The sequence below is a fragment of the Mesorhizobium sp. genome (assembly GCF_024509055.1).
In the GTDB taxonomy this organism is placed as follows: domain Bacteria; phylum Pseudomonadota; class Alphaproteobacteria; order Rhizobiales; family Rhizobiaceae; genus Mesorhizobium.
Window position 1 is genome coordinate 92,952 of the sequence record NZ_JANINM010000444.1, and the last position, 21,380, is coordinate 114,331.

The 21,380-nt window shown below is 63.2% G+C and carries 28 protein-coding genes; 13 read left to right on the plus strand and 15 right to left on the minus strand.

Features of this window, described 5'->3' with window-relative positions:
* Positions 1 to 25: 25 nt before the first annotated feature.
* Together Q0L57_RS25215 and Q0L57_RS25220 are read right to left on the minus strand one after the other, a co-directional pair.
* Complete coding sequence (locus tag Q0L57_RS25215) at positions 26 to 1,090, minus strand: aldo/keto reductase (protein WP_296745784.1); 1,065 nt, start codon at positions 1,088 to 1,090, stop codon at positions 26 to 28.
* A gap of 115 nt (positions 1,091 to 1,205) precedes the next feature.
* Entirely contained in the window at positions 1,206 to 1,736 is a 531-nt protein-coding gene (locus Q0L57_RS25220; RefSeq protein ID WP_296745785.1) for a hypothetical protein, read from the minus strand.
* Between the two features lie 25 nt (positions 1,737 to 1,761).
* Between Q0L57_RS25220 and Q0L57_RS25225 the strand changes: the two genes are divergently transcribed.
* Both Q0L57_RS25225 and Q0L57_RS25230 read left to right on the plus strand, forming a co-directional pair.
* Entirely contained in the window at positions 1,762 to 2,034 is a 273-nt protein-coding gene (locus Q0L57_RS25225; RefSeq protein ID WP_296745786.1) for a hypothetical protein, read from the plus strand.
* A 30-nt stretch (positions 2,035 to 2,064) separates the two neighbouring features.
* Positions 2,065 to 2,229 (plus strand): DUF1127 domain-containing protein, encoded by a 165-nt coding sequence (locus Q0L57_RS25230; protein WP_082954041.1) that lies wholly within the window; start codon positions 2,065 to 2,067, stop codon positions 2,227 to 2,229.
* 59 nt (positions 2,230 to 2,288) lie between these two features.
* Here Q0L57_RS25230 and Q0L57_RS25235 read toward each other — a convergent pair whose 3' ends face one another.
* Positions 2,289 to 2,795, minus strand: a complete 507-nt coding sequence (locus tag Q0L57_RS25235) for a DUF1993 family protein (RefSeq protein WP_296745787.1) — start codon at positions 2,793 to 2,795, stop codon at positions 2,289 to 2,291.
* 126 nt (positions 2,796 to 2,921) lie between these two features.
* Between Q0L57_RS25235 and Q0L57_RS25240 the strand changes: the two genes are divergently transcribed.
* The gene (locus tag Q0L57_RS25240) at positions 2,922 to 3,971 is read left to right on the plus strand and encodes a DUF1176 domain-containing protein (protein WP_296745788.1); all 1,050 of its coding nucleotides are present in this window, start codon (positions 2,922 to 2,924) and stop codon (positions 3,969 to 3,971) included.
* Positions 3,972 to 3,996: 25 nt separating this feature from the next.
* Here the strand turns inward: Q0L57_RS25240 and Q0L57_RS25245 are convergent, their stop codons facing one another.
* Genes Q0L57_RS25245 through Q0L57_RS25275 form a run of 7 tightly spaced genes read right to left on the minus strand, consistent with a single transcriptional unit; the run spans position 3,997 to position 10,341 of the window.
* Positions 3,997 to 4,887 (minus strand): alpha/beta hydrolase, encoded by an 891-nt coding sequence (locus tag Q0L57_RS25245; RefSeq protein WP_296745816.1) that lies wholly within the window; start codon positions 4,885 to 4,887, stop codon positions 3,997 to 3,999.
* Between the two features lie 33 nt (positions 4,888 to 4,920).
* Positions 4,921 to 6,531, minus strand: coding sequence for a molybdopterin-binding/glycosyltransferase family 2 protein (locus Q0L57_RS25250; RefSeq protein ID WP_296745789.1), 1,611 nt, complete (start codon positions 6,529 to 6,531; stop codon positions 4,921 to 4,923).
* The gene (locus Q0L57_RS25255) at positions 6,528 to 7,232 is read right to left on the minus strand and encodes an XdhC family protein (protein ID WP_296745790.1); all 705 of its coding nucleotides are present in this window, start codon (positions 7,230 to 7,232) and stop codon (positions 6,528 to 6,530) included. The genes Q0L57_RS25250 and Q0L57_RS25255 overlap by 4 nt, the downstream gene beginning before the upstream one ends.
* A gap of 6 nt (positions 7,233 to 7,238) precedes the next feature.
* Positions 7,239 to 7,577 carry an XdhC family protein gene (locus tag Q0L57_RS25260; RefSeq protein ID WP_296745791.1) on the minus strand — a complete coding sequence of 113 codons (339 nt, stop codon included), beginning with the start codon at positions 7,575 to 7,577 and terminating at the stop codon, positions 7,239 to 7,241.
* 60 nt (positions 7,578 to 7,637) lie between these two features.
* Positions 7,638 to 8,885, minus strand: coding sequence for a VWA domain-containing protein (locus tag Q0L57_RS25265; protein ID WP_296745792.1), 1,248 nt, complete (start codon positions 8,883 to 8,885; stop codon positions 7,638 to 7,640).
* Between the two features lie 5 nt (positions 8,886 to 8,890).
* Positions 8,891 to 9,820 (minus strand): MoxR family ATPase, encoded by a 930-nt coding sequence (locus Q0L57_RS25270; RefSeq protein WP_296745793.1) that lies wholly within the window; start codon positions 9,818 to 9,820, stop codon positions 8,891 to 8,893.
* Positions 9,821 to 9,846: 26 nt separating this feature from the next.
* Positions 9,847 to 10,341 carry a flavin reductase gene (locus Q0L57_RS25275; RefSeq protein WP_296745794.1) on the minus strand — a complete coding sequence of 165 codons (495 nt, stop codon included), beginning with the start codon at positions 10,339 to 10,341 and terminating at the stop codon, positions 9,847 to 9,849.
* A gap of 179 nt (positions 10,342 to 10,520) precedes the next feature.
* Between Q0L57_RS25275 and Q0L57_RS25280 the strand changes: the two genes are divergently transcribed.
* Together Q0L57_RS25280 and Q0L57_RS25285 are read left to right on the plus strand one after the other, a co-directional pair.
* Positions 10,521 to 11,585, plus strand: a complete 1,065-nt coding sequence (locus Q0L57_RS25280; protein WP_296745795.1) for a branched-chain amino acid ABC transporter substrate-binding protein — start codon at positions 10,521 to 10,523, stop codon at positions 11,583 to 11,585.
* Positions 11,585 to 12,601: a P1 family peptidase gene (locus tag Q0L57_RS25285; protein WP_296745796.1), complete on the plus strand. Its 1,017-nt coding sequence runs from the start codon at positions 11,585 to 11,587 to the stop codon at positions 12,599 to 12,601. The genes Q0L57_RS25280 and Q0L57_RS25285 overlap by 1 nt, the downstream gene beginning before the upstream one ends.
* A gap of 8 nt (positions 12,602 to 12,609) precedes the next feature.
* Here the strand turns inward: Q0L57_RS25285 and Q0L57_RS25290 are convergent, their stop codons facing one another.
* On the minus strand, positions 12,610 to 12,867 hold the full coding sequence (locus Q0L57_RS25290; RefSeq protein WP_296745797.1) for a DUF2171 domain-containing protein: 258 nt from the start codon (positions 12,865 to 12,867) through the stop codon (positions 12,610 to 12,612).
* A 212-nt stretch (positions 12,868 to 13,079) separates the two neighbouring features.
* Here Q0L57_RS25290 and purB point away from each other — a divergent pair, with 212 nt between their 5' ends.
* A complete protein-coding gene (purB, locus tag Q0L57_RS25295; RefSeq protein WP_296745798.1) occupies positions 13,080 to 14,387 on the plus strand; it encodes an adenylosuccinate lyase in 1,308 nt (435 codons plus the stop codon).
* A 67-nt stretch (positions 14,388 to 14,454) separates the two neighbouring features.
* Here purB and Q0L57_RS25300 read toward each other — a convergent pair whose 3' ends face one another.
* A complete protein-coding gene (locus tag Q0L57_RS25300) occupies positions 14,455 to 15,267 on the minus strand; it encodes a VOC family protein (RefSeq protein WP_296745799.1) in 813 nt (270 codons plus the stop codon).
* Between the two features lie 204 nt (positions 15,268 to 15,471).
* Here Q0L57_RS25300 and Q0L57_RS25305 point away from each other — a divergent pair, with 204 nt between their 5' ends.
* Positions 15,472 to 16,029: an alpha/beta hydrolase gene (locus tag Q0L57_RS25305; RefSeq protein WP_296745800.1), complete on the plus strand. Its 558-nt coding sequence runs from the start codon at positions 15,472 to 15,474 to the stop codon at positions 16,027 to 16,029.
* A gap of 7 nt (positions 16,030 to 16,036) precedes the next feature.
* Here Q0L57_RS25305 and Q0L57_RS25310 read toward each other — a convergent pair whose 3' ends face one another.
* Together Q0L57_RS25310 and Q0L57_RS25315 are read right to left on the minus strand one after the other, a co-directional pair.
* Complete coding sequence (locus Q0L57_RS25310; RefSeq protein WP_296745801.1) at positions 16,037 to 16,810, minus strand: HpcH/HpaI aldolase/citrate lyase family protein; 774 nt, start codon at positions 16,808 to 16,810, stop codon at positions 16,037 to 16,039.
* Positions 16,811 to 16,966: 156 nt separating this feature from the next.
* Entirely contained in the window at positions 16,967 to 17,287 is a 321-nt protein-coding gene (locus Q0L57_RS25315; RefSeq protein ID WP_296745802.1) for a DUF1476 domain-containing protein, read from the minus strand.
* Positions 17,288 to 17,572: 285 nt separating this feature from the next.
* Here Q0L57_RS25315 and purC point away from each other — a divergent pair, with 285 nt between their 5' ends.
* Genes purC through Q0L57_RS25345 form a run of 6 tightly spaced genes read left to right on the plus strand, consistent with a single transcriptional unit; the run spans position 17,573 to position 21,012 of the window.
* A complete protein-coding gene (purC, locus tag Q0L57_RS25320) occupies positions 17,573 to 18,367 on the plus strand; it encodes a phosphoribosylaminoimidazolesuccinocarboxamide synthase (RefSeq protein WP_124997632.1) in 795 nt (264 codons plus the stop codon).
* A gap of 60 nt (positions 18,368 to 18,427) precedes the next feature.
* Entirely contained in the window at positions 18,428 to 18,667 is a 240-nt protein-coding gene (gene purS / locus Q0L57_RS25325) for a phosphoribosylformylglycinamidine synthase subunit PurS (protein ID WP_296745803.1), read from the plus strand.
* Between the two features lie 43 nt (positions 18,668 to 18,710).
* Positions 18,711 to 19,262, plus strand: a complete 552-nt coding sequence (locus tag Q0L57_RS25330) for an RNA 2'-phosphotransferase (protein ID WP_296745804.1) — start codon at positions 18,711 to 18,713, stop codon at positions 19,260 to 19,262.
* The gene (gene purQ, locus Q0L57_RS25335; RefSeq protein WP_296745805.1) at positions 19,259 to 19,927 is read left to right on the plus strand and encodes a phosphoribosylformylglycinamidine synthase subunit PurQ; all 669 of its coding nucleotides are present in this window, start codon (positions 19,259 to 19,261) and stop codon (positions 19,925 to 19,927) included. Before Q0L57_RS25330 ends, purQ begins: the two co-directional genes overlap by 4 nt.
* A 37-nt stretch (positions 19,928 to 19,964) precedes the next feature.
* Complete coding sequence (locus Q0L57_RS25340) at positions 19,965 to 20,375, plus strand: hypothetical protein (RefSeq protein ID WP_296745806.1); 411 nt, start codon at positions 19,965 to 19,967, stop codon at positions 20,373 to 20,375.
* A gap of 7 nt (positions 20,376 to 20,382) precedes the next feature.
* On the plus strand, positions 20,383 to 21,012 hold the full coding sequence (locus Q0L57_RS25345) for a Pr6Pr family membrane protein (RefSeq protein WP_296745807.1): 630 nt from the start codon (positions 20,383 to 20,385) through the stop codon (positions 21,010 to 21,012).
* A gap of 46 nt (positions 21,013 to 21,058) precedes the next feature.
* Here the strand turns inward: Q0L57_RS25345 and Q0L57_RS25350 are convergent, their stop codons facing one another.
* Positions 21,059 to 21,301, minus strand: a complete 243-nt coding sequence (locus tag Q0L57_RS25350) for a DUF1127 domain-containing protein (RefSeq protein ID WP_296745817.1) — start codon at positions 21,299 to 21,301, stop codon at positions 21,059 to 21,061.
* Between the last annotated feature and the right edge of the window lie 79 nt (positions 21,302 to 21,380).

The following is a 21,380-nucleotide window of genomic DNA, read 5'->3' on the forward strand; positions in this document are numbered from 1 at the left end:
TTGTCGATAATATTTCGCATTGCCGTCAGGGGCACGGATTGCCGACACGCTGGTGGATCGCGTCGACGGCCTTTTGCATCTCCTCCGTCCACGTGACGTCGGCCGATGACAGGGCGATGTCCAACTGCGCGACGCTAGTCGCGCCGACGATGTTTGAGGTCACGAACGGCCGGCTCGACACATAGGCGTTGGCGAACAGTGCCGGCTCCATGCCGAACGAGCGCGCCAGTTCGCTGTATTCGAGCTGCGCCTCGGCCGCATTCGGCGTCTCGTAGCGCTGGCCGCGATTGAACAGCTGCGAACGCGAGCCCTGTGGCCGTGCGCCATGGTTGTATTTTCCAGTCAGGTAGCCCTGCGCCAGAGGCGAATAAGGAAGAAACGCGATCTCCTCGCGCTCGCACACCTCGGCCAGGTTCACCTCGAAGGTGCGGTTGACCAGATTGTAGGCGTTCTGGAGCGAGGCCGCGCGTGGTCCGGCCCCCTTGTCCGACTCGGCAAGGAAACGCATGACGCCCCAGGAGCTTTCGTTCGACAGGCCGAGATGCCGAATCTTGCCGGCCTTCACAAGTTCGTCAAAGACGCCAAGCGTCTCGGCGATCGGCGTTTCGCCTGCCGGCGCCTCGGCCGCGTCGGCCCGCCGCGCCGCGCCGACGCGGGTCGGGTTCGAGCCCCATGGAATATCCCGATCGGGCCAATGGATCTGGTAGAGGTCGATGTAGTCGGTGCCGAGTTTCGCCAGCGACTTCTCGACCGCGTCGAAAATGTCGGCGCGGACCAGCTTCGAGGGACGATCGCCTCGGAACCAGCTGTTGGCGGTGCGGCCGACCACTTTCGAGGCGACGATTACCTTGTCGCGGTTGCCTTTCGCCTTCATCCAGTTGCCGATGATCTTCTCGGTCCATCCTTGCGTCTCGGCCTTGGGCGGGATGGGATAAAGCTCGGCGGTGTCGATGAAATTGACACCGCGCGAAAAGGCCAGATCCATCTGCGCATGGCCTTCGGCCTCGGTGTTCTGCTGGCCCCACGTCATCGACCCCAGGCAGATTTGCGAGACAAGGAGATCGGTCCGACCGAGGCGGCGTTTGTGCATTAATGTCTCCATCGGGAGGTCTTGCGCGTGTGCGCGAGGAGGAATTCCAGCATAAGGCAAAGGCTGGAGGTTCTCCAAGCCCTGCAGCCTTTGCTTCTGAGCGAACCAGAGAGAGCTAGCGGCGCACACCGGCCAGCGCGCGACGCTTGGCCTCGTCGATCAGCATGTTGGCCACCTGCATGCGGATCATGGCGCGCTGGCGCAGGTGTGGCGCGACGCGATCGGGGTGATTGGCGAACGCGAAGTTGCGCCTGATGCGGCCGAAATCGGCATTCTTCCCCGAACTCTCGAGGCCAAGCTCGCCGGCAATCGAGTCTGGATCGATCGGCGGCAGTGCTTCCTCCGGCTTGTGCCCTTCAGTGGCGAGCGCCAGCTTTGCCTGGTCGAGCAACGCAACGAATTCCGCGGCAAGGTCGGCGCCTGCCTCCCGGTATTCGGCGGCAACGCTCTCGCCGGCAACCTTGATGCGGCCGGAATGAAGCTCGTCTGCCACCGAAAGATAATCGAACGGAATAGTCGGCCGGGCGCCCTCTTGCTCACCCTTCTCGGAGGCGACGATCAGATCGTCGAGCAACGAAGCGAAATCGAGCTTGGTCCCGGTTCCGATCTCAGCCTCCCCTGTCGCGACCGCATGCACTACAGCCATCAACCTTAGGGCGGTCTCGTTAAAAATGAATGCCGGCGCCATTAACAATTTCAACGTTTTGAGTGGAAAAAGTGCCCGGCACGGCCAGAAACAAAAAGCCGGACTGCATTTTCATACAGTCCGGCAAGTTCGCCAGGAGTGGCGAGGAAAAGCCAGCCATGAGCCAGCACCGGTGCCTACGGACCGGCCGGCCGAAAAGTTTCATCAAAAATCGATTGTGGCGAAAAAAATTCGCGAGGGCATGGCAGCCATGCAAATGCTGCACTGCACAATTTTAACAAATCACCTATATGCTTGAGCGTGGAGGATCAACAGGGGCAACCGGGTTATGGGATTCTTCACTGAAATGTTCGCGCGGCCACGCCCGCAGGAACAGCAGCGTTACCGCTCGGCGCTTGCGCTTCTGAACGCGATGAGCAACGCCGATCGCGCCGATATCGGCATCAAGCCGGCGGATTTTCCGCGTATCGCCCGCGAAATGTCGATACGCTAAAGTCTTGGGCTTAAAGAGGTTTCCCGGCGTTGCCGGGAAGCCTCGAAACGCGAGCCGCGTCAGCGACTTCCCAAAAATGTCTGCTTGCCGAGCGGCACGCCATTATGACGCAGGATGTCGTAGGCGGTTGTAACGTGGAAGTAGAAGTTCGGCATGGCCAAGTGCAAGAGGTACTGCAGGCCGGGCAGAGTGACTTCGCGTCCACCGAGCCTGACCTCCACGACCTTGTCTTCCGACCCATCGAGATCAGACGCCGAAAACGTCGCCAGATGATCAAGCGTCTTGCCGATTCGCGCCTGCAGTTCCGCAAAACTCGCTTCATTGTCCTCGTATTTCGGCACCTCGCGTCCGGCGAGCCGCGAGGGCGCGCCCTTGGCATGGTCGGTGGCGATCTGCACCTGCCGGGTCAGCGCGAACATGTCGGGCGCGAGTCGTGCCGCTAGGAGCACCTGCGGATCGATTTTTCGTTCGGTTGCATTCTCCTCGGCCGCGGTGAGCACGCTGCCCAGTGCCTTCAGCCGGGTCGAGAACACGGCCACTGATATGTCGTACATGGATATCGTCACGAGCAATCTCCCAAAGCGGCCGATGCGCCGCGGACGCCCAGCTAGCGCCTCCGGTCACGATTCTTCAAGCGTCACCGCCTCGCCGCAATCGGCATGGTAGGATCGGACCATCGAGCGGAGGACCTGATGAGAAGCGTCATTTTCGCAGCGACTGCCCTTTTATCGCTTGCCGGCATCGCACAGTCGGCCCTTGCCGCCGAAGCGCCCTATGTCGACGACCGGTCGGACGCAGCGGCTGTGATCCGTTCCCTCTACAACGCCATCAACCGGCATGAATTCGCCCGCGCCTGGGGTTACTTCGGAGATACAAAGCCGGCAAAGGACTTTGACGCATTTGTCAAAGGCTATGACGGCACCGATGCAGTCGAAGTCAAAACAGGGGCGGTTTCGAACGAGGGAGCCGCAGGCAGCATCTATTACAGCGTGCCCGTCGCCATCCAGGCGACCGACAAGAAAGGCGAATCCAAGGTCTTCGCCGGCTGCTACACGGTCCGGCAAGTCAATGCGCAGGTCCAGGAACCACCGTTCCAGCCGATCTTCATCGACAAGGGCGCGCTGAAGCCCTCGACATCCGACCTCGCCGATGCCGTGCCGGCAAGCTGCGGCGACGGCCCACCGCCGCCGAAGAAGGATGAAGCGCTGGAGCAGGCCAAAAGGGCCTTTGCCGCCGCTTATGGCGATCAATGCGAAAAGCAGACGCCGGACGGCAAACCGACCAGCGAGCCGGACGCCTACTCCATCCACTACAAGGACAAGGACGCCGCGGCCGACCAGCCGGAGAAAGAGACGCGGCTCTTCCGTTTCTTCTGCTCGATGGGAGCCTACAACGAAAGCGCGGTCTACTACATCTCCGACGATGTCGCCGGCGTCAGGCAATTGCAGTTCGCCACGCCGGAGCTCGATATTCGCTACGAGAACAACAACACTGAGGGAAAGGTCGAGTCGATCCACATCGTCGGCTTCCAGACCGACGACCAACTCGTCAACTCAAACTATGACGACAAGACCCTGACGATCACGTCCATGAACAAATGGCGAGGCGTCGGCGACGCTTCTTCAAGCGGCACCTATCTGTTCCGCAACGGCAATTTCTCGCTGGTGCAGTACGACGTCGACGCCTCCTATGACGGCGAGGTCAACCCGCAAACCATCCTGGACTACAACACGGCGCCTTGAACAACCTGATTAGGGTCAACAGACACTAAGGCGCCTTCGTCAGCATCCAGTTCAGCGTCCCGCGCCAGTCGACCATGCGGATCGGCGTGCCATGCGTGCCGGTCTCGAAGCGCACGAACCGGGTAGGATAAGTCTTCGACTTGGCGAGGATCGATCGGAAGAACGCTTCCTGCTTCGCGACGGCAAACACCACGTCATGGCTGCCCTGGCCGAAGAACACCGGCACGCGACGTTTGAAGGCGGGGCTGGTCAGAAAACTTTCGTCCCAGAGCGAGCCGAGCAGCAAGAGGCCGTTGATGCGATTGCCGGTGTCCTTGCTTGCGGCAAGCTTCCAGCACAGCATGCCGCCCATAGAACCGCAGGCGACGAAGATTTTGGCGCTCGGCGATTTCTCGGCGTAGTGATCGATCAGCGCCGCCACCTGCGCGGCGCCCTTGTCGCCGAAATCGGGAAAATCCGGCGTGATGTAGAGGCCGCCATTGTCGGCCATCAGGTTCTTGATGCGGTTGAAATTGCCGCCGAACGTGAAGTCGTCGACGCCCTGCTTGCGGCTGCCGCCCTGCCCGTGCAGGTAGAGCACGATGATGGAAGCCCCTTCCGTCTTGCCGACCGCGACATGCCTGATGTCGCCGGCATCCGTCTTCAGCATCAGGTCCTGCTGAACCCTGCGCACACCGGGGTCGGTGTACTGCGCGCGAACGCGCTTTTCCGGCACCTCGTCGCGCTGGTTGATGTCGCGCATCTCGTGATAGTCGAGCACCGTATAGGCGCCGTTGTCGCCGGTCGAAAGCGCCAGCGGGTAGGCGAACAGGTCGTCCTTGAACGGTTTTAGCGATGGTGTTTGCGCCTCGGCGGCCGTAGCGAAAACAGCTGTCGCGGTGAGCAGGGCAACGAAGAAGCGGAAACGGAAAGACATGGCCAGAGCCATGCGAAATTCGGCTCCGGTTTGTCAATCCTGCAGGATGCCGCCGGCGTCTTCCAGAGCTTCTCGGGTATCGACATCGATCGAGGCGCCCTGCCCGATCTCGACATCGATCACGTCCAGTCCCTCGGACTCGACAAGATGGCGCGCGCCGGTGTCGCCTTCCAGATGCGCGATCGCCGCAAACAGCGAGCGCGGCAGCAGCACCGGATTGCCGCGCTTGCCGAGATGGGAGGCGCGCACCACCGCGCGGCCTCCGGACTTGCGAAAGGCATCGATCAGGCTGTCGAGATCTTTCGAGGAGACGCCCGGCATGTCGCCGAGCACAATCATGGCGCCGGCCGCGTCGGGCGAGACCCCTGCAATGCCCGCCTTCAACGAAGACGCCAAGCCATCGGCGAAATCAGGATTATCGGCGAGCCTTACATCGAGACCGGATAGCGCGGAGCGCACCCGTTCGCGCTGATGCCCGGTGACGACGACAGTATTGGCGGCCTTCGAGCCCAATGCGCGTTCTGCCGTGCGGCGCACCAGCGGCTGGCCGTCGAAAAGGGCCAAAAGCTTGTTCGGCCCGCCCATGCGGCTTGAGCGGCCGGCGGCCAGAAGCACGATGTCGACCCTCGGCTCGGCCCGCGCCGGCATCGGCTCGCGCGGCTGCGGCCTGGTCGGGATTTCCATCAAGAGCCCACCGACACCCATCCCGGCAATGTCGCGCGCCGTCACGTCAAGCCCGGCGATCAGACGGTCCAGCACCCAGTCGAAGCCATTTTCCTTGGGGCTGCGCGCGCAGCCCGGCGCGCCGATGATGCGCTTACCGTCGAGCGTCCCGAGCACCAGCAGGTTACCGGGATCGACCGGCATGCCGGCGCGGATGACGGTCCCACCTGCCTTTTCGATCGCCGCCGGCACGATATCGGCGAAATCGCTCATCGCCGAGGCGCCGAAGATCACCACCATGTCGTTGTCGCGCGCCAATGCGGCGGCGGCCTCCGCGACAGGCGCGATTTCATGCGGCGTGCGCCGCTCCGCGGTCAGCCGGCCGCCGGACCGGGCCAGCCGCGCCTCAGTAACGCGCAGCGTCTTGTCGAGAACACTCGGCTTGACGCCGGGAAGCACAGTCTGGATCACGCCGACACTGACCGGCCGGTAAGCGTTGACGGCAAATATCTCGCCGCCGGCGCAAATCTTGACGACCGCGTCCACCAGACCGGCCGCGACGGCAAAGGGAATAATCTTCACCGTTGCTACCATCTGCCCCTTCTCGACCGGCGCATGCTGCGCCAGCGTAGCGATGGTAATGGCCGGGTCGATGGCATTGATGGCATCGATCATGGAGGCGTCGACGGTGAAGACGCCTGCCGTTTCCGAATGGAGGTTGACCCGCCCGGTCGCGGCCTGCCTTGCATCGATGTTGCGAGGGCTCATGCCGGCGGCGATTGTCTCGGCCGCGGCGTCCTCACCGAGATCGTCCGGGGCCAGCACGGCCGCTACAATTTCCTCGACACCGCCCGCTTTCAGCACCGCGACATCCTCGGCGCTCAGGCGCTGCGCCTTGCGGAACCGCCTCTCCCCTGCCGTGGTCGAATGCGCCAATACCGCGCCCTCGGCCTGATCGATCGGAATCGGACCGAACCTCACGCTACCGCGCCCTTGGCTTCAAGGCCGCGCGAGCGGAACGCATGGATCGTCTGGGCGAGGATGGCGACGGCGATCTCGGCGGGGCTGGCTGCGCCGATATCGAGGCCAATCGGCGCATGGATGCGGGCGATTTGTTCAGCGCTAGCGCCAAGCGCAAGCAGGCGCTCGATCCGCTTGGCATGCGTCTTCCGGCTGCCGAGCGCGCCGATATAGAAACACCTGGCGTCGAGCGCAGCCTTCAGCGCGAAATCGTCTATCTTTGGGTCATGGGTAACGGCGGCGAGCGCTGTATAGCTGTCCAGCGGTTCGCGCTGCAGCACATCCTCCGGCCATTCGGCATGCAACGCAACATCCGGGAAGCGATCAGACGTGGCGAATGCAGTGCGCGGATCGATGATCTCGACAGGATAGCCGGCGATCTTCGCCATCGGCGCCAGCGCCTGGCTGATATGCACCGCGCCGATCAGGATCAGTCGCGGGCGCGGCAGATGGGCGTTGAGGAAAAAAATACGCCCTTCCGCCTCCACCGAGCCGGAATTGCCGGTGCGGAACGCCCGGGCGATTGCCCCGCCAAGATCGCCCGCAACATGGTCGCCCTCGCGCACGATGCGATCGCGCCCATCGCCGAGGTCGGTGACCATGACAGCCGCGCGCCGGGCGCGACGTTCGGCATTGAGAGTTTTCAGTACATAAGGGTCCATCGAAGGTCAGCCCAACCGCTCGACATAGACCTTGATGCGGCCGCCGCAGGACAGGCCGACCTGCCACGCCGTCTCGTCGGCAACGCCGAACTCCAGCATCTTCGCCTTGCCCGATCCGATGACGTCGATCGCCTCGGTCACGACCGCGCCCTCTACGCAGCCGCCGGACACCGAGCCATGGAAATTCCCTTCGGCGTCGATGACCAGATGGCTGCCGACCGGGCGCGGCGCCGAGCCCCAGGTCTCGACCACGGTCGCGATGGCGACATCCTTGCCGCCCTTCATCCACCCTTCCGCGATTATTAGAGGATCGCGGGCCTCGTCGAGATAAATGCTGTCATCCATCGTCGCTTCTCGCAAAGTCTGCTTTTCGGTCAAAACGCGAGTTCCCCTACCAGGATATGGCTACGCTGCTCGCCTCTCGCCAGCCTTCAGCCAGCGGCGCGGATCCGTCGAAGCCGCCGGACGCCGGTCGAGCGACGCGCAAAGATCGGCCAGCGCATCGAGATTATGCACCGCGCGGAATTCGTCGACATGCGGCAATATCGCCTTCACGCCGCGGGCGCGGGCCTCGAAACCGTCGAAGCGCAAAAGCGGATTGAGCCAGATCAACCGCCGGCAGGATTTGCGCAGCCGCTCCATTTCCTCCGAGAGCCCGCTAGCATCATCGCGCTCCAACCCGTCGGTGATCAGCAGCACCACCGCTCCCTGCCCCAGCACGCGCCGCGACCAAAGCCGGTTGAATTCGGCGAGCGCGTCGCCGATGCGCGTGCCGCCCGACCAGTCCTTCACCGCGGCCGAGCACTCGGCCAGCGCCTCGTCAGGGTCGCGATGGCGCATCTGGCGGGTCAGGTTCGTCAGCCTTGTGCCGAAGACGAAGGCGTGGACGCGCCGCCGCTTCTCTGTCAGCGCATGCAGGAAATGCAGGAAGATGCGCGTATACTGGCTCATCGAGCCCGAAATATCGGCAAGCACCACCAGCGGCGGATGCACTTCGCGCCGCGAGCGGAATTTCGGCAGGATCAGCGCCCCGCCGGTGCGCGCGGCCCCACGCATCATGGCGCGTGGATCGATTCGGCGCCCCTGCGCGTCCGGCTTGAAGCGGCGGGTGGTTACCATGTCGAATGGCATGCGCAGCGTGGCGATCGCCTTGCGGGCCTGCGCCAGCTCGGCGGCGTCCATCTGGGCAAAGTCCTTGCCGCGCAGGATTTCGTTGCCGGAAAAGGTGAAACGCGCGTCGACCTCGATCTCCGGCACTTCTCGCACCGGCTGGTTCTTCTGATGGCCTTCGAACATCGCCTGGCTCACCCTGCTCTCGGCCGCGCGTGGCTTCCGCTTCTCGGCATTGTCCGGCGCGACGGGCGAGAACATCGCCAGCATCTTCTCAATCAGTTCATGCGACTTCCAGAATAGACGGAACGCCTCGTCGAACACGGGATGGTCTTCGTGCCGCGAGACCAGCACGGCGTGCAGCGTCCAGTAGAAATCGTCGCGTGAGCCGATGCCGGCGGCGAGCACTGCCTCGATGGCGTCCTTGACCGAAGCCGGGCCGACGCGCATGCCCGCCTTGCGAAGGGCGCGCGCGAAATAGACGATGTTGTCGGCGATGTGCCCTTCGGTTGCCTCTTTGGGTTCCGGGTGCCGCGGTGGCATGCCTGCTACTCCGCGGCCGAGAGCTCGGCCTTGACCTCGTTGAGGATGCGCCGGCCTTCGCCCTGTTCGATACGGGCAATATCGTCCTGGTATTTCAGCAACACGCCGATCGTGTCGGAGACGGTTTCCGGATCGAGCGCTACCTTGTCGAGCTCAGTCAGCGCGCCGGCCCAATCAATGGTTTCCGCGACGCCCGGCGCCTTGAACAGGTCGACCTGGCGCAGCTTCTGGATGAAGGAAACGATCTCGGCCGAGAGCCGGCTGTTCGCCTGCGGCACCTTGCGACGCACGATCTCCAGCTCGCGCTCGGCGTTCGGATAGTCGACCCAGTGGTAGAGGCAGCGTCGCTTCAGCGCATCGTGAATTTCACGCGTGCGGTTGGTGGTGATGATGACGATCGGCGGCTCTTCGGCCTTGATCGTTCCAAGCTCCGGAACCGTGACCTGGAAGTCCGACAGGATCTCGAGCAGGAATGCCTCGAAGGCTTCGTCCGTGCGGTCGAGTTCGTCGATGAGGAAGACCGGGGCCGCGCCCGCCTTGCCTGTCAGGGCATCGAGCACGGGGCGTCGGATCAGGTATTTTTCGGAGAAGACGTTGCGCTCCATGTCGGAGCGCACGACCTTGCCGGCCGCCTCCTCCATGCGGATCTCGATCATCTGGGCGGCATAGTTCCACTCGTAGACGGCGGACGAGACGTCGAGCCCTTCATAGCACTGGAGGCGGATCAGCCGGCGGCCAAGAGCTGAGGCCAGCACCTTGGCGATCTCGGTCTTGCCGACGCCCGCCTCTCCTTCAAGGAACAGCGGCCGCTTCATGCGCAGCGAGAGGAACAGCACCGTCGCCAGCGAACGGTCCGCGACGTAATCCGCGCCGGTCAGCAGATCGAGCGTCTCGTCGATCGACTTCGGCGCGAGGCGCGGCGCAAGCGCGGTCATCTTGTCTCCGTGGATCCCGCGCCTGTTCAAAGAACGTGGTAGCCGCGGTTGTGGTAGATCAGCGGCCGCAAATTATCGCCGATACGCAGACCTGTCACCTTGCCAAAAAGCACACGGTGCGTGGCGAGATCCTTGGTATCGATGATCTCGCAGTCGAATACAGCGAGCGCACCTTTCAGCGTCGGCGCGCCGGTCGAGATCACGTCCCATTCGCCCAACGCAAAGCGTTCCTCGGACGGCAGGCCGGTGATGCCCGAGAACCCCACGGAGATCGCCTCCTGGTCCGAGGCGAGAGTGTTCAGCGCGAATTTGCCGTTCCTGACGAAGGCTTCGTTCTTTGGATTTTCGCGGTTGAGGCACACCAGGACCGTCGGCGGCGTGTCCGAGACCGAACAAGCGGCGATCACGGTCGCGCCCCGCTTGCCTGCGGGACCGTCGGTCGTCACCACATGCACATGGCCAGCGAAATGCGCCATAGCATCGCGATAGGCCTGCGGCCCGATGTCATTGACCTTCAGCACCGATGATCCACCTGTGAAAAAACCAGTCCGTTATATATGGCGGCATATTGCATGCCACAAGCGAAGTGCTTGACCGCAATCCTGAAATTCGCGTGTTGCACAGACCTTAGCCACCCTTTAGGTCTTTGCGGGGATAGTGCTGGAACTATACTCCCGGCACGGAGGACCTCTTCGCTCGAATGCGCCTTCTCACGACGACTTTGGCCGTGCTGCTTTCGCTGGCTGCGGGTGCCGACGCAGAGACGCTGGTTGGCGTCGCCGCGCCGCTTTCCGGTCCATCTGCTATCCTTGGCAAGCAGATCGAGGCCGGCGCCAGCCTAGCGGCGCAGATGAACAACCTCACGATCAAAGCCGTTGACGATGCCTGCACCGCCGATGGCGGGGCCGCGGCGGCAAGAGAATTCGCGGCCGACAAGGTCAATGTCGTGGTGGGCTTCCTCTGCACCGATGCTATCGAGGCGGCGCTCCCGATCCTTAAGGACGCCGGCATTCCCGTCATCACCGTCGGCGTGCGCACCGAGAGCCTGACCGACCGGCGTGCCAAGACCGGCTGGCCGGTCTACCGGCTCGGACCCCGCGGCGACGACGAGCGCAACGCAATCGCAAGCAGGCTCACCCAACTGTGGCGCAACGACCTCTTCGCCATCGTCGACGACGGCACGATCTACGGCCGCGAGCTCGCCGAAACCTTCCGCGCGGCGGCCGAACAGGCAGCGCTCAAGCCGGTCTTCGTAGACACTTTCCGGCCGCAGCTCGACAACCAGATCGGCCTGGTCGGGCGGCTGAAAAAGGCCGGTGCCACCAAGGTGTTTGCCGGCGGCGACGGCGACGACATCGCCATCATGGGGCGCGACGCCGCCCAATTGAACGCCGGCATGACCTTCGCCGGCGGGGAAAACCTGCGCACGCCGCCGGACGCCGTGCCCTACGCGGTCGGCACGCTGATGACTGCGCTGCCGGAATGGGCGGAGGCCGCCGACCCAAAGGTCGTGCAGGCCTTTGGCGCCAAGACCATCGTGCCGGATGGCTACACCCTGCCGGCCTATGCCGCGGTCGAGGTCGCCAAGGCGGCAGTGGCGGACGCGGCAAGCTCAGGCAAACCGCTCGCCGAGGCATTGACCGGGCACGACTTCGCCACCGCTATCGGCACCATCCGCTTCGACGCCAAGGGCGACCTCAGCCAGAATCCATTTCGGGTCTTCCGCTTCGACGGCACTAGATTCGTGCCGCTGGAGGTGAAGTGATGTTTCGCACGGGACCGCGCAATCTGATCACGGATGTCGCCGGCTTGAGTGTCGGCAATGCCGCAGACGCCAAGCTGAAATCCGGCGTCACGGTCGTGCTCTGCGATGAGCCGGCGGTGGCGGGCGTCCAGGTGCTGGGCGGCGCGCCCGGCACGCGCGAGACCGACCTGCTCGAGCCGCAAAACTCGGTCGCAGCCGTCCATGCCGTCGTCCTGTCCGGCGGTTCGGCCTTCGGCCTCGATGCCGCCTCCGGCGTACAGGCGGCGCTGCGGGAGAAAAACATCGGCCTCGAAGTGGGCGGCTTCCGCGTGCCGATCGTGCCGGCGGCGATCCTGTTCGATCTGCCCAATGGCGGCGACAAGGGATGGGACCGCTATCCACCCTACCGCGAGTTCGGCTTCGAGGCGGTGCAGACGGCAAGCGGCGACTTTCCAATCGGCACCGTCGGTGCGGGCACCGGCGCGCTGACGTCGGGATTGAAAGGCGGGCTCGGCTCCGCCTCGACCGTGCTTGACAGCGGCGTCACCATCGGCGCGCTCGCCGCCGTCAACCCGACCGGCTCGGTGACGATCGGGCGCAGCCGGCATTTCTGGGCGGCCCCTTTCGAGATCGGCGACGAGTTCGGCGGTCTGGGCTATCCCGACCCAATGCCTGAGGACGCGCGAAAAATACTGCTGAAATACCGTGACAGGCGCACCGCCTCACATCCCGAAGGCGCCAGCACCACCATCGCGGTCATCGCCACGGACGCTGTATTGACCAAGGCCGCGGCCAAGCGGTTGGCGATTTCGGCGCATGACGGTTTCGCGCGTGCCATCTGGCCGACGCACACACCAGCCGACGGCGACCTGGTCTTCGCCCTGGCGACCGGCAGGAGCGGCATCGAGCTCAGCTTTGACGCGGCCATCGATCTTTACGCTGCCGCCGGCGCAACGATGGCGCGCGCCATCAGCCGGGGCGTATACGCGGCGACGCCCGCAGACCGCGATTTGTTTCCTGTATGGTCGTCGCGCTAGGTCGCCAATCAGGTCGGATCGGACTTCTCTTCCTCGAAGGTGACCGCCACATCGGAATTGGCCGACAGCCAGACCTTGCCCTCCTCGACCTCGGCAAAGAGGGCCAATGGAACGTAATGGTGATGCCCCTTGTGCTTGCCCATGCCGCTATCGGCCTTGGTGAGCTTGATCCGGTCTCCCACGACCTTGTCCACTGTGCCGACATGGATGCCATCGGCGCCGATAACTTCCATATGCTCACGTATCTTGCTGGGATCGGTGGTCATGCTGGTCCTCCGCTGGATGGCCGCGCCCGTGGGGACGTGGGGCGGCCCACAATAACAAACGAATGCCGGATTGGATGCATCGCCCGCCGCGTCTCGTTCACCATGGCGTGATAGGCCACATCGCAACCGACGCGGTTTGCACACCAGCGGCGTTGAGCATTGGGCCGGCCTCTGTTAGGACGCGGCCAACGCTTCCCAGGCAGGACTGAAGAATGATCCCTCGCTATTCACGGCCGGAAATGGTCGCAATCTGGTCTCCCGAAACCCGCTTCCGCATCTGGTTCGAGATCGAGGCGTATGCCTGCGACGCGCTGGCGGAGCTCGGCGTCATTCCCAAGGAAGCCGCCAAGACTATCTGGGAAAAGGGCGGCGCTGCCAAATTCGATGTCGAGAAGATCGACGAGATCGAGCGCGTCACCAAGCACGACGTCATCGCCTTCCTGACCCATCTCGCCGAGTTCGTCGGGCCGGATGCGCGCTTCATCCATCAGGGCATGACGTCGTCCGACGTGCTCGACACCTGCCTTGCCGTTCAGCTGGCGCGCGCCAGCGATATCCTGCTGGCCGACATCGACGCGCTGCTCGCAGCGCTCAAGCGCCGCGCTTTCGAGCACAAGGACACCATCACCATTGGCCGCAGCCATGGCATCCATGCCGAGCCGACGACCTTCGGCGTCAAGCTGGCGCAGGCCTATGCCGAATTCTCCCGCTGCCGCGAGCGGCTGGTGCACGCGCGGGAGGATATTGCGACCTGCGCAATTTCGGGCGCGGTCGGCACCTTCGCCAACATCGAGCCCTATGTCGAAGAACATGTGGCCAAAATGCTGGGGCTGAAGCCCGAGCCGGTGTCGACGCAGGTCATCCCGCGCGACCGCCACGCCATGTTCTTCGCCACGCTCGGTGTCATCGCCTCGTCGGTGGAGCGCCTTGCCATCGAAATCCGTCACCTGCAGCGCACCGAAGTGCTGGAGGCGGAAGAGTATTTCTCGCCGGGACAAAAGGGCTCGTCGGCGATGCCGCACAAGCGCAACCCGGTTCTGACCGAAAACCTCACCGGCCTTGCCCGCATGGTGCGCTCCTACGCGATGCCGGCCATGGAGGACGTGGCGCTCTGGCACGAGCGTGACATCTCGCATTCCTCGGTCGAGCGCATGATCGGACCGGATGCGACGGTGACCCTCGACTTCGCGTTGGCCCGCCTCACTGGCGTCGTCGACAAGCTGCTGGTCTATCCCGAGAACATGCTGAAGAACCTCAACAAGTTCCAAGGCCTGGTGCATTCGCAGCGCGTGCTTCTGGCGCTGACCCAAGCAGGCGTGTCACGCGAGGATGCCTACCGGCTGGTGCAGCGCAATGCCATGAAGGTGTGGGAACACGGCGCCGATTTCCTTCAGGAACTCCTGGCGGACAAGGAAGTGACCGCCGCGCTCCCCGAGGCCGAAATCCGGGAGAAATTCGACCTCGGTTATCACACCAAGCATGTCGATACGATCTTCGAGCGGGTCTTCGGGGAGAGCTAAGGCACATTCCACATGAAAAGGCCCGCCAAACGGCGAGCCTATGTCATGCGGGCCGGCAGGCAGCCAATCAGGCCTTGCCAGGTACAGTGCGAATGACCGTGCCCCACGGATCCTCGCGGGTCGTCTCTGCCTTTACATTGTCCGAGCGCATCTCGACCCAGGCGAGGCCCGAGCGGCCCGGGTCACGACGACCGGCGCCGGCGCTTTGCCAGGCATTGGCGCCGATATGGTGGTGATAATGGCCAGAAGACAGGAACACCGCCTGGCCGCCATACTTGGCGACGGTGTCGAAGCCGAACTCGTCGTGCCACCAGGCCTCGGCGTCCTCCGGACGGCCGACGCGCAGATGCACATGGCCGACGATGGTGTTTTCCGGCGCGCCCTGCCAGCCGGCATCGCCCGCCGGCACGCTGGCGACAACTCCGGGCAGATTCAGCCGCTCGGTCGCCATGGCGATCTTGTCGCCGTTCCATGTCCAATCCTGCGGGCGGCGGTCGGCATAAATCTCGATCCCGTTGCCTTCGGGGTCGGTCAGATAAAGCGCTTCGCTGACCAGATGGTCGGATGCGCCGTCGATGCCGATCCTGTTGACTGCGGCATTGCTGATCCAGCGGCCGAGATCGGCGCGTGACGGCAGCAGGAACGCGGTATGGAACAGGCCGGCGCTGCGCGGATCGTCGGGCTTGGCCGAAGCATCCTGCTCCAGCACCAGAAGCGGACGATTGGCGGCGCCAAGCGTGATCGCGCCGTCGGCGCGGCTCAGTTCCTGCAGGCCGACAACGGCGCGGTAATAGGCGGCAAGCTTCTCCGCGTCGCGCGCCTTCAATCCAACGCGGGACACGCTAACCGGCGTGGTCGCGGCAAAAGGCAATTCACTCATCACATTCTCCGTTCGAACGGTCTCCGGCGAAACTCCAATCACGTGGAATCCCCGGCGTCGCTTATTTTCTTTGTCTCTGATCAGATCGTCGATTGTGATCGTTCACACAAGACGGAAAGAATCGAACAAGTTGTTCACAATTGCGATACCATTCGCCTGTCTGGCATGGTTGCGCACGGCAAAGCCGCTCGCTACATCGGCATCATGAAAGTCAAAGACGCAGACATATTGATCGTGCCGGGTTACACGAATTCCGGTCCAGAGCACTGGCAGACCCGTTGGCAGTCGAAACTATCGACGGCGCGTCGTGTCGAGCAGTCCGAGTGGACGAAGCCTGTGCGCGACGACTGGACGGCGAGCGTCGCGAACGCGGTCAACGAGGCCGAACGCCCGGTCGTGATCGTTGCCCACTCGCTCGGCGTCGCGGCGGCGGTGCAGGCGATCCCGCAGTTCAAGAAGCCGGTCGCCGGCGCATTTTTCGTGGCGCCGCCGGACGTCGCCAACCCCGAGATCAGGCCGAGGCACCTGATGACCTTCGGGCCTTATTCGCGCGATCCCCTGCCGTTTCCGTCGATCGTGATCGCCAGCCGCAACGATCCTTTCTGCGCCTTCGAGGTCGCCGAGGATATTGCCGCCGCCTGGGGATCGTTGTTCATCGACGCAGGCGAGGCCGGCCATCTCAACCAGGATGCCGGCTTCGGCCCCTGGCCGGAAGGCTCGATGACGTTCGCCAAGTTCTTGACGGAGTTGAAGCAGCCCTAAGGCTGCCTCAAGAGCCGATAGAATCCCGCATGCTCTTCAAAAGGGTCTTGGCGCCGAGCGAGATCAGCGCGTGGTCCGAGCCCATGGCGAGCAATCGGTAGCCCATCGACACGACGCGTCCGGCGACCGACGGCTCGATGACGTAGATCGCCGCATGCTTGCCGGCCTTGCGCGTCCGCTCGGCGATCGAGGCCACCGTCTCCATCATGCTTTCCAGCGTCGAATTGACGGTGGTGCCGTTCGACCAGGCGATCGAGAAATCAGATGGGCCGACGAAGATGCCGTCGATGCCGGGCGTGTCGAGGATACCGTCCAGCGCATCGAACGCCGCCCGCGTCTCGACCATCGCAAAGGCCAAGGTGCGCTGGTTGCTGTCGCGCAGCCACTCGGCATGGTCGCCCTTGCCGTGGCGCGGAAAGGCATAGGTCGGCCCCCATGACCGCTCGCCCAGCGGCGGGTACTTCATCGCGGCGGCGAACTGCCTGGCATCGGCCACCGAATTCACCATCGGCGCGATCACCGCCTCGGCCCCGAAATCGAGCGCCCGGCTCGCCATATCGAACCGGCCGACGGGGATCCGCACCAGCGCCGGCTTGTTGGCGGCAAGCACCGGCACGATACCGCGCAACACGCTGTCCTCGTGGTGGCCGCCGTGCTGCATGTCGAGGGTGACCGCATCGAAACCCTGCTTGGCGATGATCTCGACCGTCAGCGCATCCGGCACTCCGGACCAGGCGGTAAACAGCGTTTCATCGGCAGCCAGGCGAGACTTCAGCGACATCGGAACTTTCCTTGTTAACAATGCGCAGTTTCGGCCGGAAACGGCGGCGAGGCAAAGAAAAACCGCCCGGGTGGGCCGGGCGGTCGATTGGTCCAGCTAGAGGATGATGCCGAAAAGTGTGAACCGGTTTTCGGGAGACATCATGCCCACACAGCGTCAGGTGTTCTTCATGTGCTCGATCGCCTGCGCCATCAACTCGTCCATGGTGCGGCGGATCTGATGGTCCGACTGACTGATGCCGGCGGCGTCGAAATCCTTGCGAATCTTGCGGAAAACGTCGTGATCGCCGGCTTCCTCGATGTCGGAAACCACCACCTCCTTGGCATAGGCCTCCGCGTCGGCGCCAGATTTGCCAAGCTTTTCGGCGGCCCACAGGCCAAGTGCCTTGTTGCGACGCGCCTCGGCCTTGAAGCGGAGCTCCTCGTCGTAAGCGAATTTGCGCTCGAAGCCCTCTTCGCGGTCTTTCATGCTGTTCATGATGTCCCTCCGGTCAATTCGATTCGCTTGGCATTGCATATGTGTGCTTGCCAAGCACAAACCAAAAGGCCGCGAGCCGGTCAATATGCTAAGTCATGCTATGTCGCTTGCTGCGCTGCGGCATTTCAGTCCCGAAACCGGTTGATTGGCAGGATTTGGCGATTGAGCAAACATTGCGATTGCTATAGACACCGGCATTGAACGCCACCGTCGCCACAACTAATTTAGGCAGACGGACAGGAACTGGTCGCTTGCCGCCTGCCCGCAAATCCAGAGAAAAATCAGATGAAAAATCGCCGCCGCATTTATGAAGGCAAGGCCAAGATCCTCTATGAGGGGCCTGAGCCGGGTACGCTCATCCAGTTCTTCAAGGACGACGCCACCGCCTTCAACAAGAAGAAGCACGAAGTGGTCGATGGCAAGGGTGTGCTGAACAACCGCATTTCCGAGCACATTTTCAACCATCTGAACCGCATGGGCATCCCCACCCATTTCATCCGCCGGCTCAACATGCGCGAGCAGCTGATCAAGGAAGTCGAGATCATCCCGCTCGAAGTCGTGGTGCGCAATGTCGCCGCCGGCTCGCTGGCTAAGCGCCTCGGCATCGAGGAAGGCACTGTGCTGCCGCGCTCGATCATCGAATTCTATTACAAGGCCGACGCGCTCGACGACCCGATGGTGTCGGAAGAGCACATCACCGCCTTCGGCTGGGCAAGCCCGCAGGAAATCGACGACATCATGGCCCTGGCCATCCGCGTCAACGACTTCCTCTCCGGCCTGTTCCTCGGTGTCGGCATCCAACTCGTCGACTTCAAGATCGAATGCGGCCGCCTGTTCGAAGGCGACATGATGCGCATCGTCGTCGCCGACGAAATCTCGCCCGACTCCTGCCGGTTGTGGGACGTCGCGACCCAGGACAAGCTCGACAAGGACCGTTTCCGCCGTGACATGGGCGGCCTGGTCGAGGCCTATCAGGAAGTCGCCCGCCGCCTCGGCATCATGAATGAGAACGAGCCGCCGCGCCCGACCGGACCGGTCCTCGTCGCCTCTTCCGAGCCGCCCAAGGGCATGAAGCACTGACGATTGAGCGGCCCGCCGGCAACGGCGGGCGCTCCCGCTCACGACTTTTCAGGAGTATCGATGAAAGCCCGCATCACCGTCACCCTCAAGAACGGCGTTCTCGACCCGCAAGGCAAAGCGATCGAGCATGCGCTCTCGGGGCTTGGTTTTGACGGTGTCGGCCAGGTGCGCCAGGGCAAGGTCTTCGACATCGAGCTCACGGGAGCCGACAAGGCAAAGGCCGAGGCCGACCTCAAGGCCATGTGCGACAAGCTTCTGGCCAACACGGTGATTGAGAATTACAGCGTCTCGATCGGATAACGCATTCCACGGCTTCGGTCCGGCTCATACCCAGAAAACCGCAATGCCGAACGACATTCAAATCTCGAAATTCATGAGCCTTGTGCTGCGGTACGCGCCAGAAGAAGCAGGCCTTACCCTCGACGAGAATGGTTGGGCCGATCTCAGCACGCTCTGCACAGCGATCGAGCGGAAGTTCGGCGCATCGTCCGCCGACGTCGTACGCGTCGTCGACGAGAACCCGAAGAAGCGATTTGCCATTGAAGGCGATCGCATCCGCGCCGTGCAGGGCCACAGCGTCGACGTCGATCTCGGACTGGCGCCAGCCACGCCGCCACCAGTACTTTATCACGGCACGAAGGAAGAGTTTCTTCGAGCCATCCTGCGTGAGGGCCTCACCAGCCAGTCGCGCCAGCATGTGCATCTATCGAAGGATGTCGAGACGGCTCGCATCGTAGCGCGGCGACGCAAAGGAAAAGATGTTATCCTGCGGGTCGACTCGGCGGCCATGGCTGTGAACGGAGCGACATTCTTTCTCTCCGACAACGGCGTGTGGTTGACCGACCACGTTCCACCCCGGTATCTGCTTGAAATCAGCGAACGGGAACTGCCATGAAATCAGCCGTCGTCCTCCTGCCTGGCCTCAACCGCGACCGCGACATGATCGCGGCGTTGACCAAGATTTCCGGTCAGGCGCCGGCGACCGTCTGGCAGACCGACACCGAGATCCCCGATGTCGACCTGATCGCCATCCCCGGTGGCTTTTCCTTCGGCGATTATCTGCGCTGCGGCGCGATTGCCGCGCGCATGCCGGTGATGCGGGCGGTCGCTGAGAAAGCGGCCAAGGGCGTGACCGTGGTCGGCGTCTGCAACGGCTTCCAGATCCTTGTCGAGGCTGGATTGCTGCCCGGCGCGCTGATGCGTAATGCTTCGCTCAAATTCGTCTGCCGGCAGGTGAAGCTCGAAATCGCCAACGCCAACACGATGTTCACCCGGCGCTATCAGCCGGGCCAGATCATCCGCTCGCCGGTCGCGCATCATGACGGCAACTATTTCGCCGACGCCGAGACGCTTGCCCGCCTGGAGGGCGAAGGCCAGGTGGTGTTCCGCTATGCCGAAAACACCAATCCGAACGGCTCGATCAACGATATCGCCGGCATCGTCAGCGAGAAGGGCAATGTGCTTGGCCTGATGCCGCATCCCGAAAACCTGATCGAGGCCGCGCATGGCGGCAATGACGGGCGAGCGCTATTCGAAAGCGCGCTCGGTATCGCCGCCTGATCATTTTTCACACTTCTGGCAACTGGGGGCGCCTGACATGAGACTGACGATTGTTCGCCTGGCGCTCCTCTCTGCGGCCGGCTTTGCGCTGGCTTCCTGCCAGTCCACCCCGAAAACGGTGCCAGCGCCTTCGGGCAAGAGCGCTTCGCTGCTTGCCATGGAGCAGGTGGCGATCGCGGCGCATAAATGCTGGATCGCCAGCAAGGACCCGGCCTTCAAATCCTACCAGATGGCCAACGAGCTCAATTCCTTCAGTGGCACGCCGCGCTTCCTGCTGGTGCCCGCCAAGCATTATGGCGGCAAGCCGCTGCTGGTCGTGCAGGCGCAAGGCAATTCCAGCAAGGTGGACGTGTTCGGCCCGCTGATGGCCGAACCGCTTGGCGCCCGCATCGGCTCCGACATCGCCCGCTGGCAGGCAGGCAATCCGTCCTGCGCGGCGGCGGCGTAGGCCAGCCATGGGCCGGTTCCTGCAACGCGCGGGACTGGTCATTGGATTGATCGCGCTGGTCATCCAATTCGCGATCACCATACCGGCGTCGATGGCCGCCGGGCGCGGGTTGCTCGGCTCGATCGTCTTCTATTTCAGCTTCTTTACCGTCCTGACAAACATCGGCGCGGTGCTGGTGCATGCGTCGCTGGCGTCACCTGCCGGCTATGCGTGGTTCCCAGCCTTCGCCGGGCGCCGTATACGGGCCGGCGTCGCGGTAGCCATCACCCTTGTGTTCATCGTCTACAGGACCGTGCTGGCGGGTCTCTGGCAGCCCGAGGGTCTGTTTCTGCTCTGCGACATCCTGCTCCACTACGTGACGCCGCCGCTCTTCGTGCTGTGGTGGCTGATCGCAGGGGCTGACGGCGGGACGCGCTGGCGCGACATTCCTTGGTGGATGATCTATCCGCTTGCCTATCTGGCCTGCGTGCTCATACGCGCGCCATTCGCCGGTGAAGTGCCCTACCCGTTCCTCGACGTGGCGAAGGACGGCGAGGCCAGCGTCGCCATCTCGTCGCTGGCCATCACCGCATTGTTTGTCGCCCTATCCATGCTGGCCGTGCTCGCCGATCATGGCATCGGGCGCCTGCGAAGATAGTACCCCGCAGGCGGCGTGCCGGGCGTGTATCAAACGCAGGCCGCGCTCACTCCCAGAACGCCTTGATGCCTTCGCGATGGGCGTCGCAGCGCGAGATACCGATATCCTTGAGCTGCTCATCGGTCATTTCCATGAGCGCAAGGCGCCCTCGGCGACGCTGCATCATCAGGTCAAGCTGGCTGGCGGCGGAACGAAGCACAAGCGTCAACCGGCCGACGAAGCCACGGCGAGCCGAGGCGCCAGCATGCAATTCAGTGCCGCCGTAACGAATTGTATCAATTGTATTCATCTTGCGATCAACCAAGCTTATGAATTGTACCTTATCCACCCGTGATGTCATATCGATTGACTCATCGCGCGGTGCAATA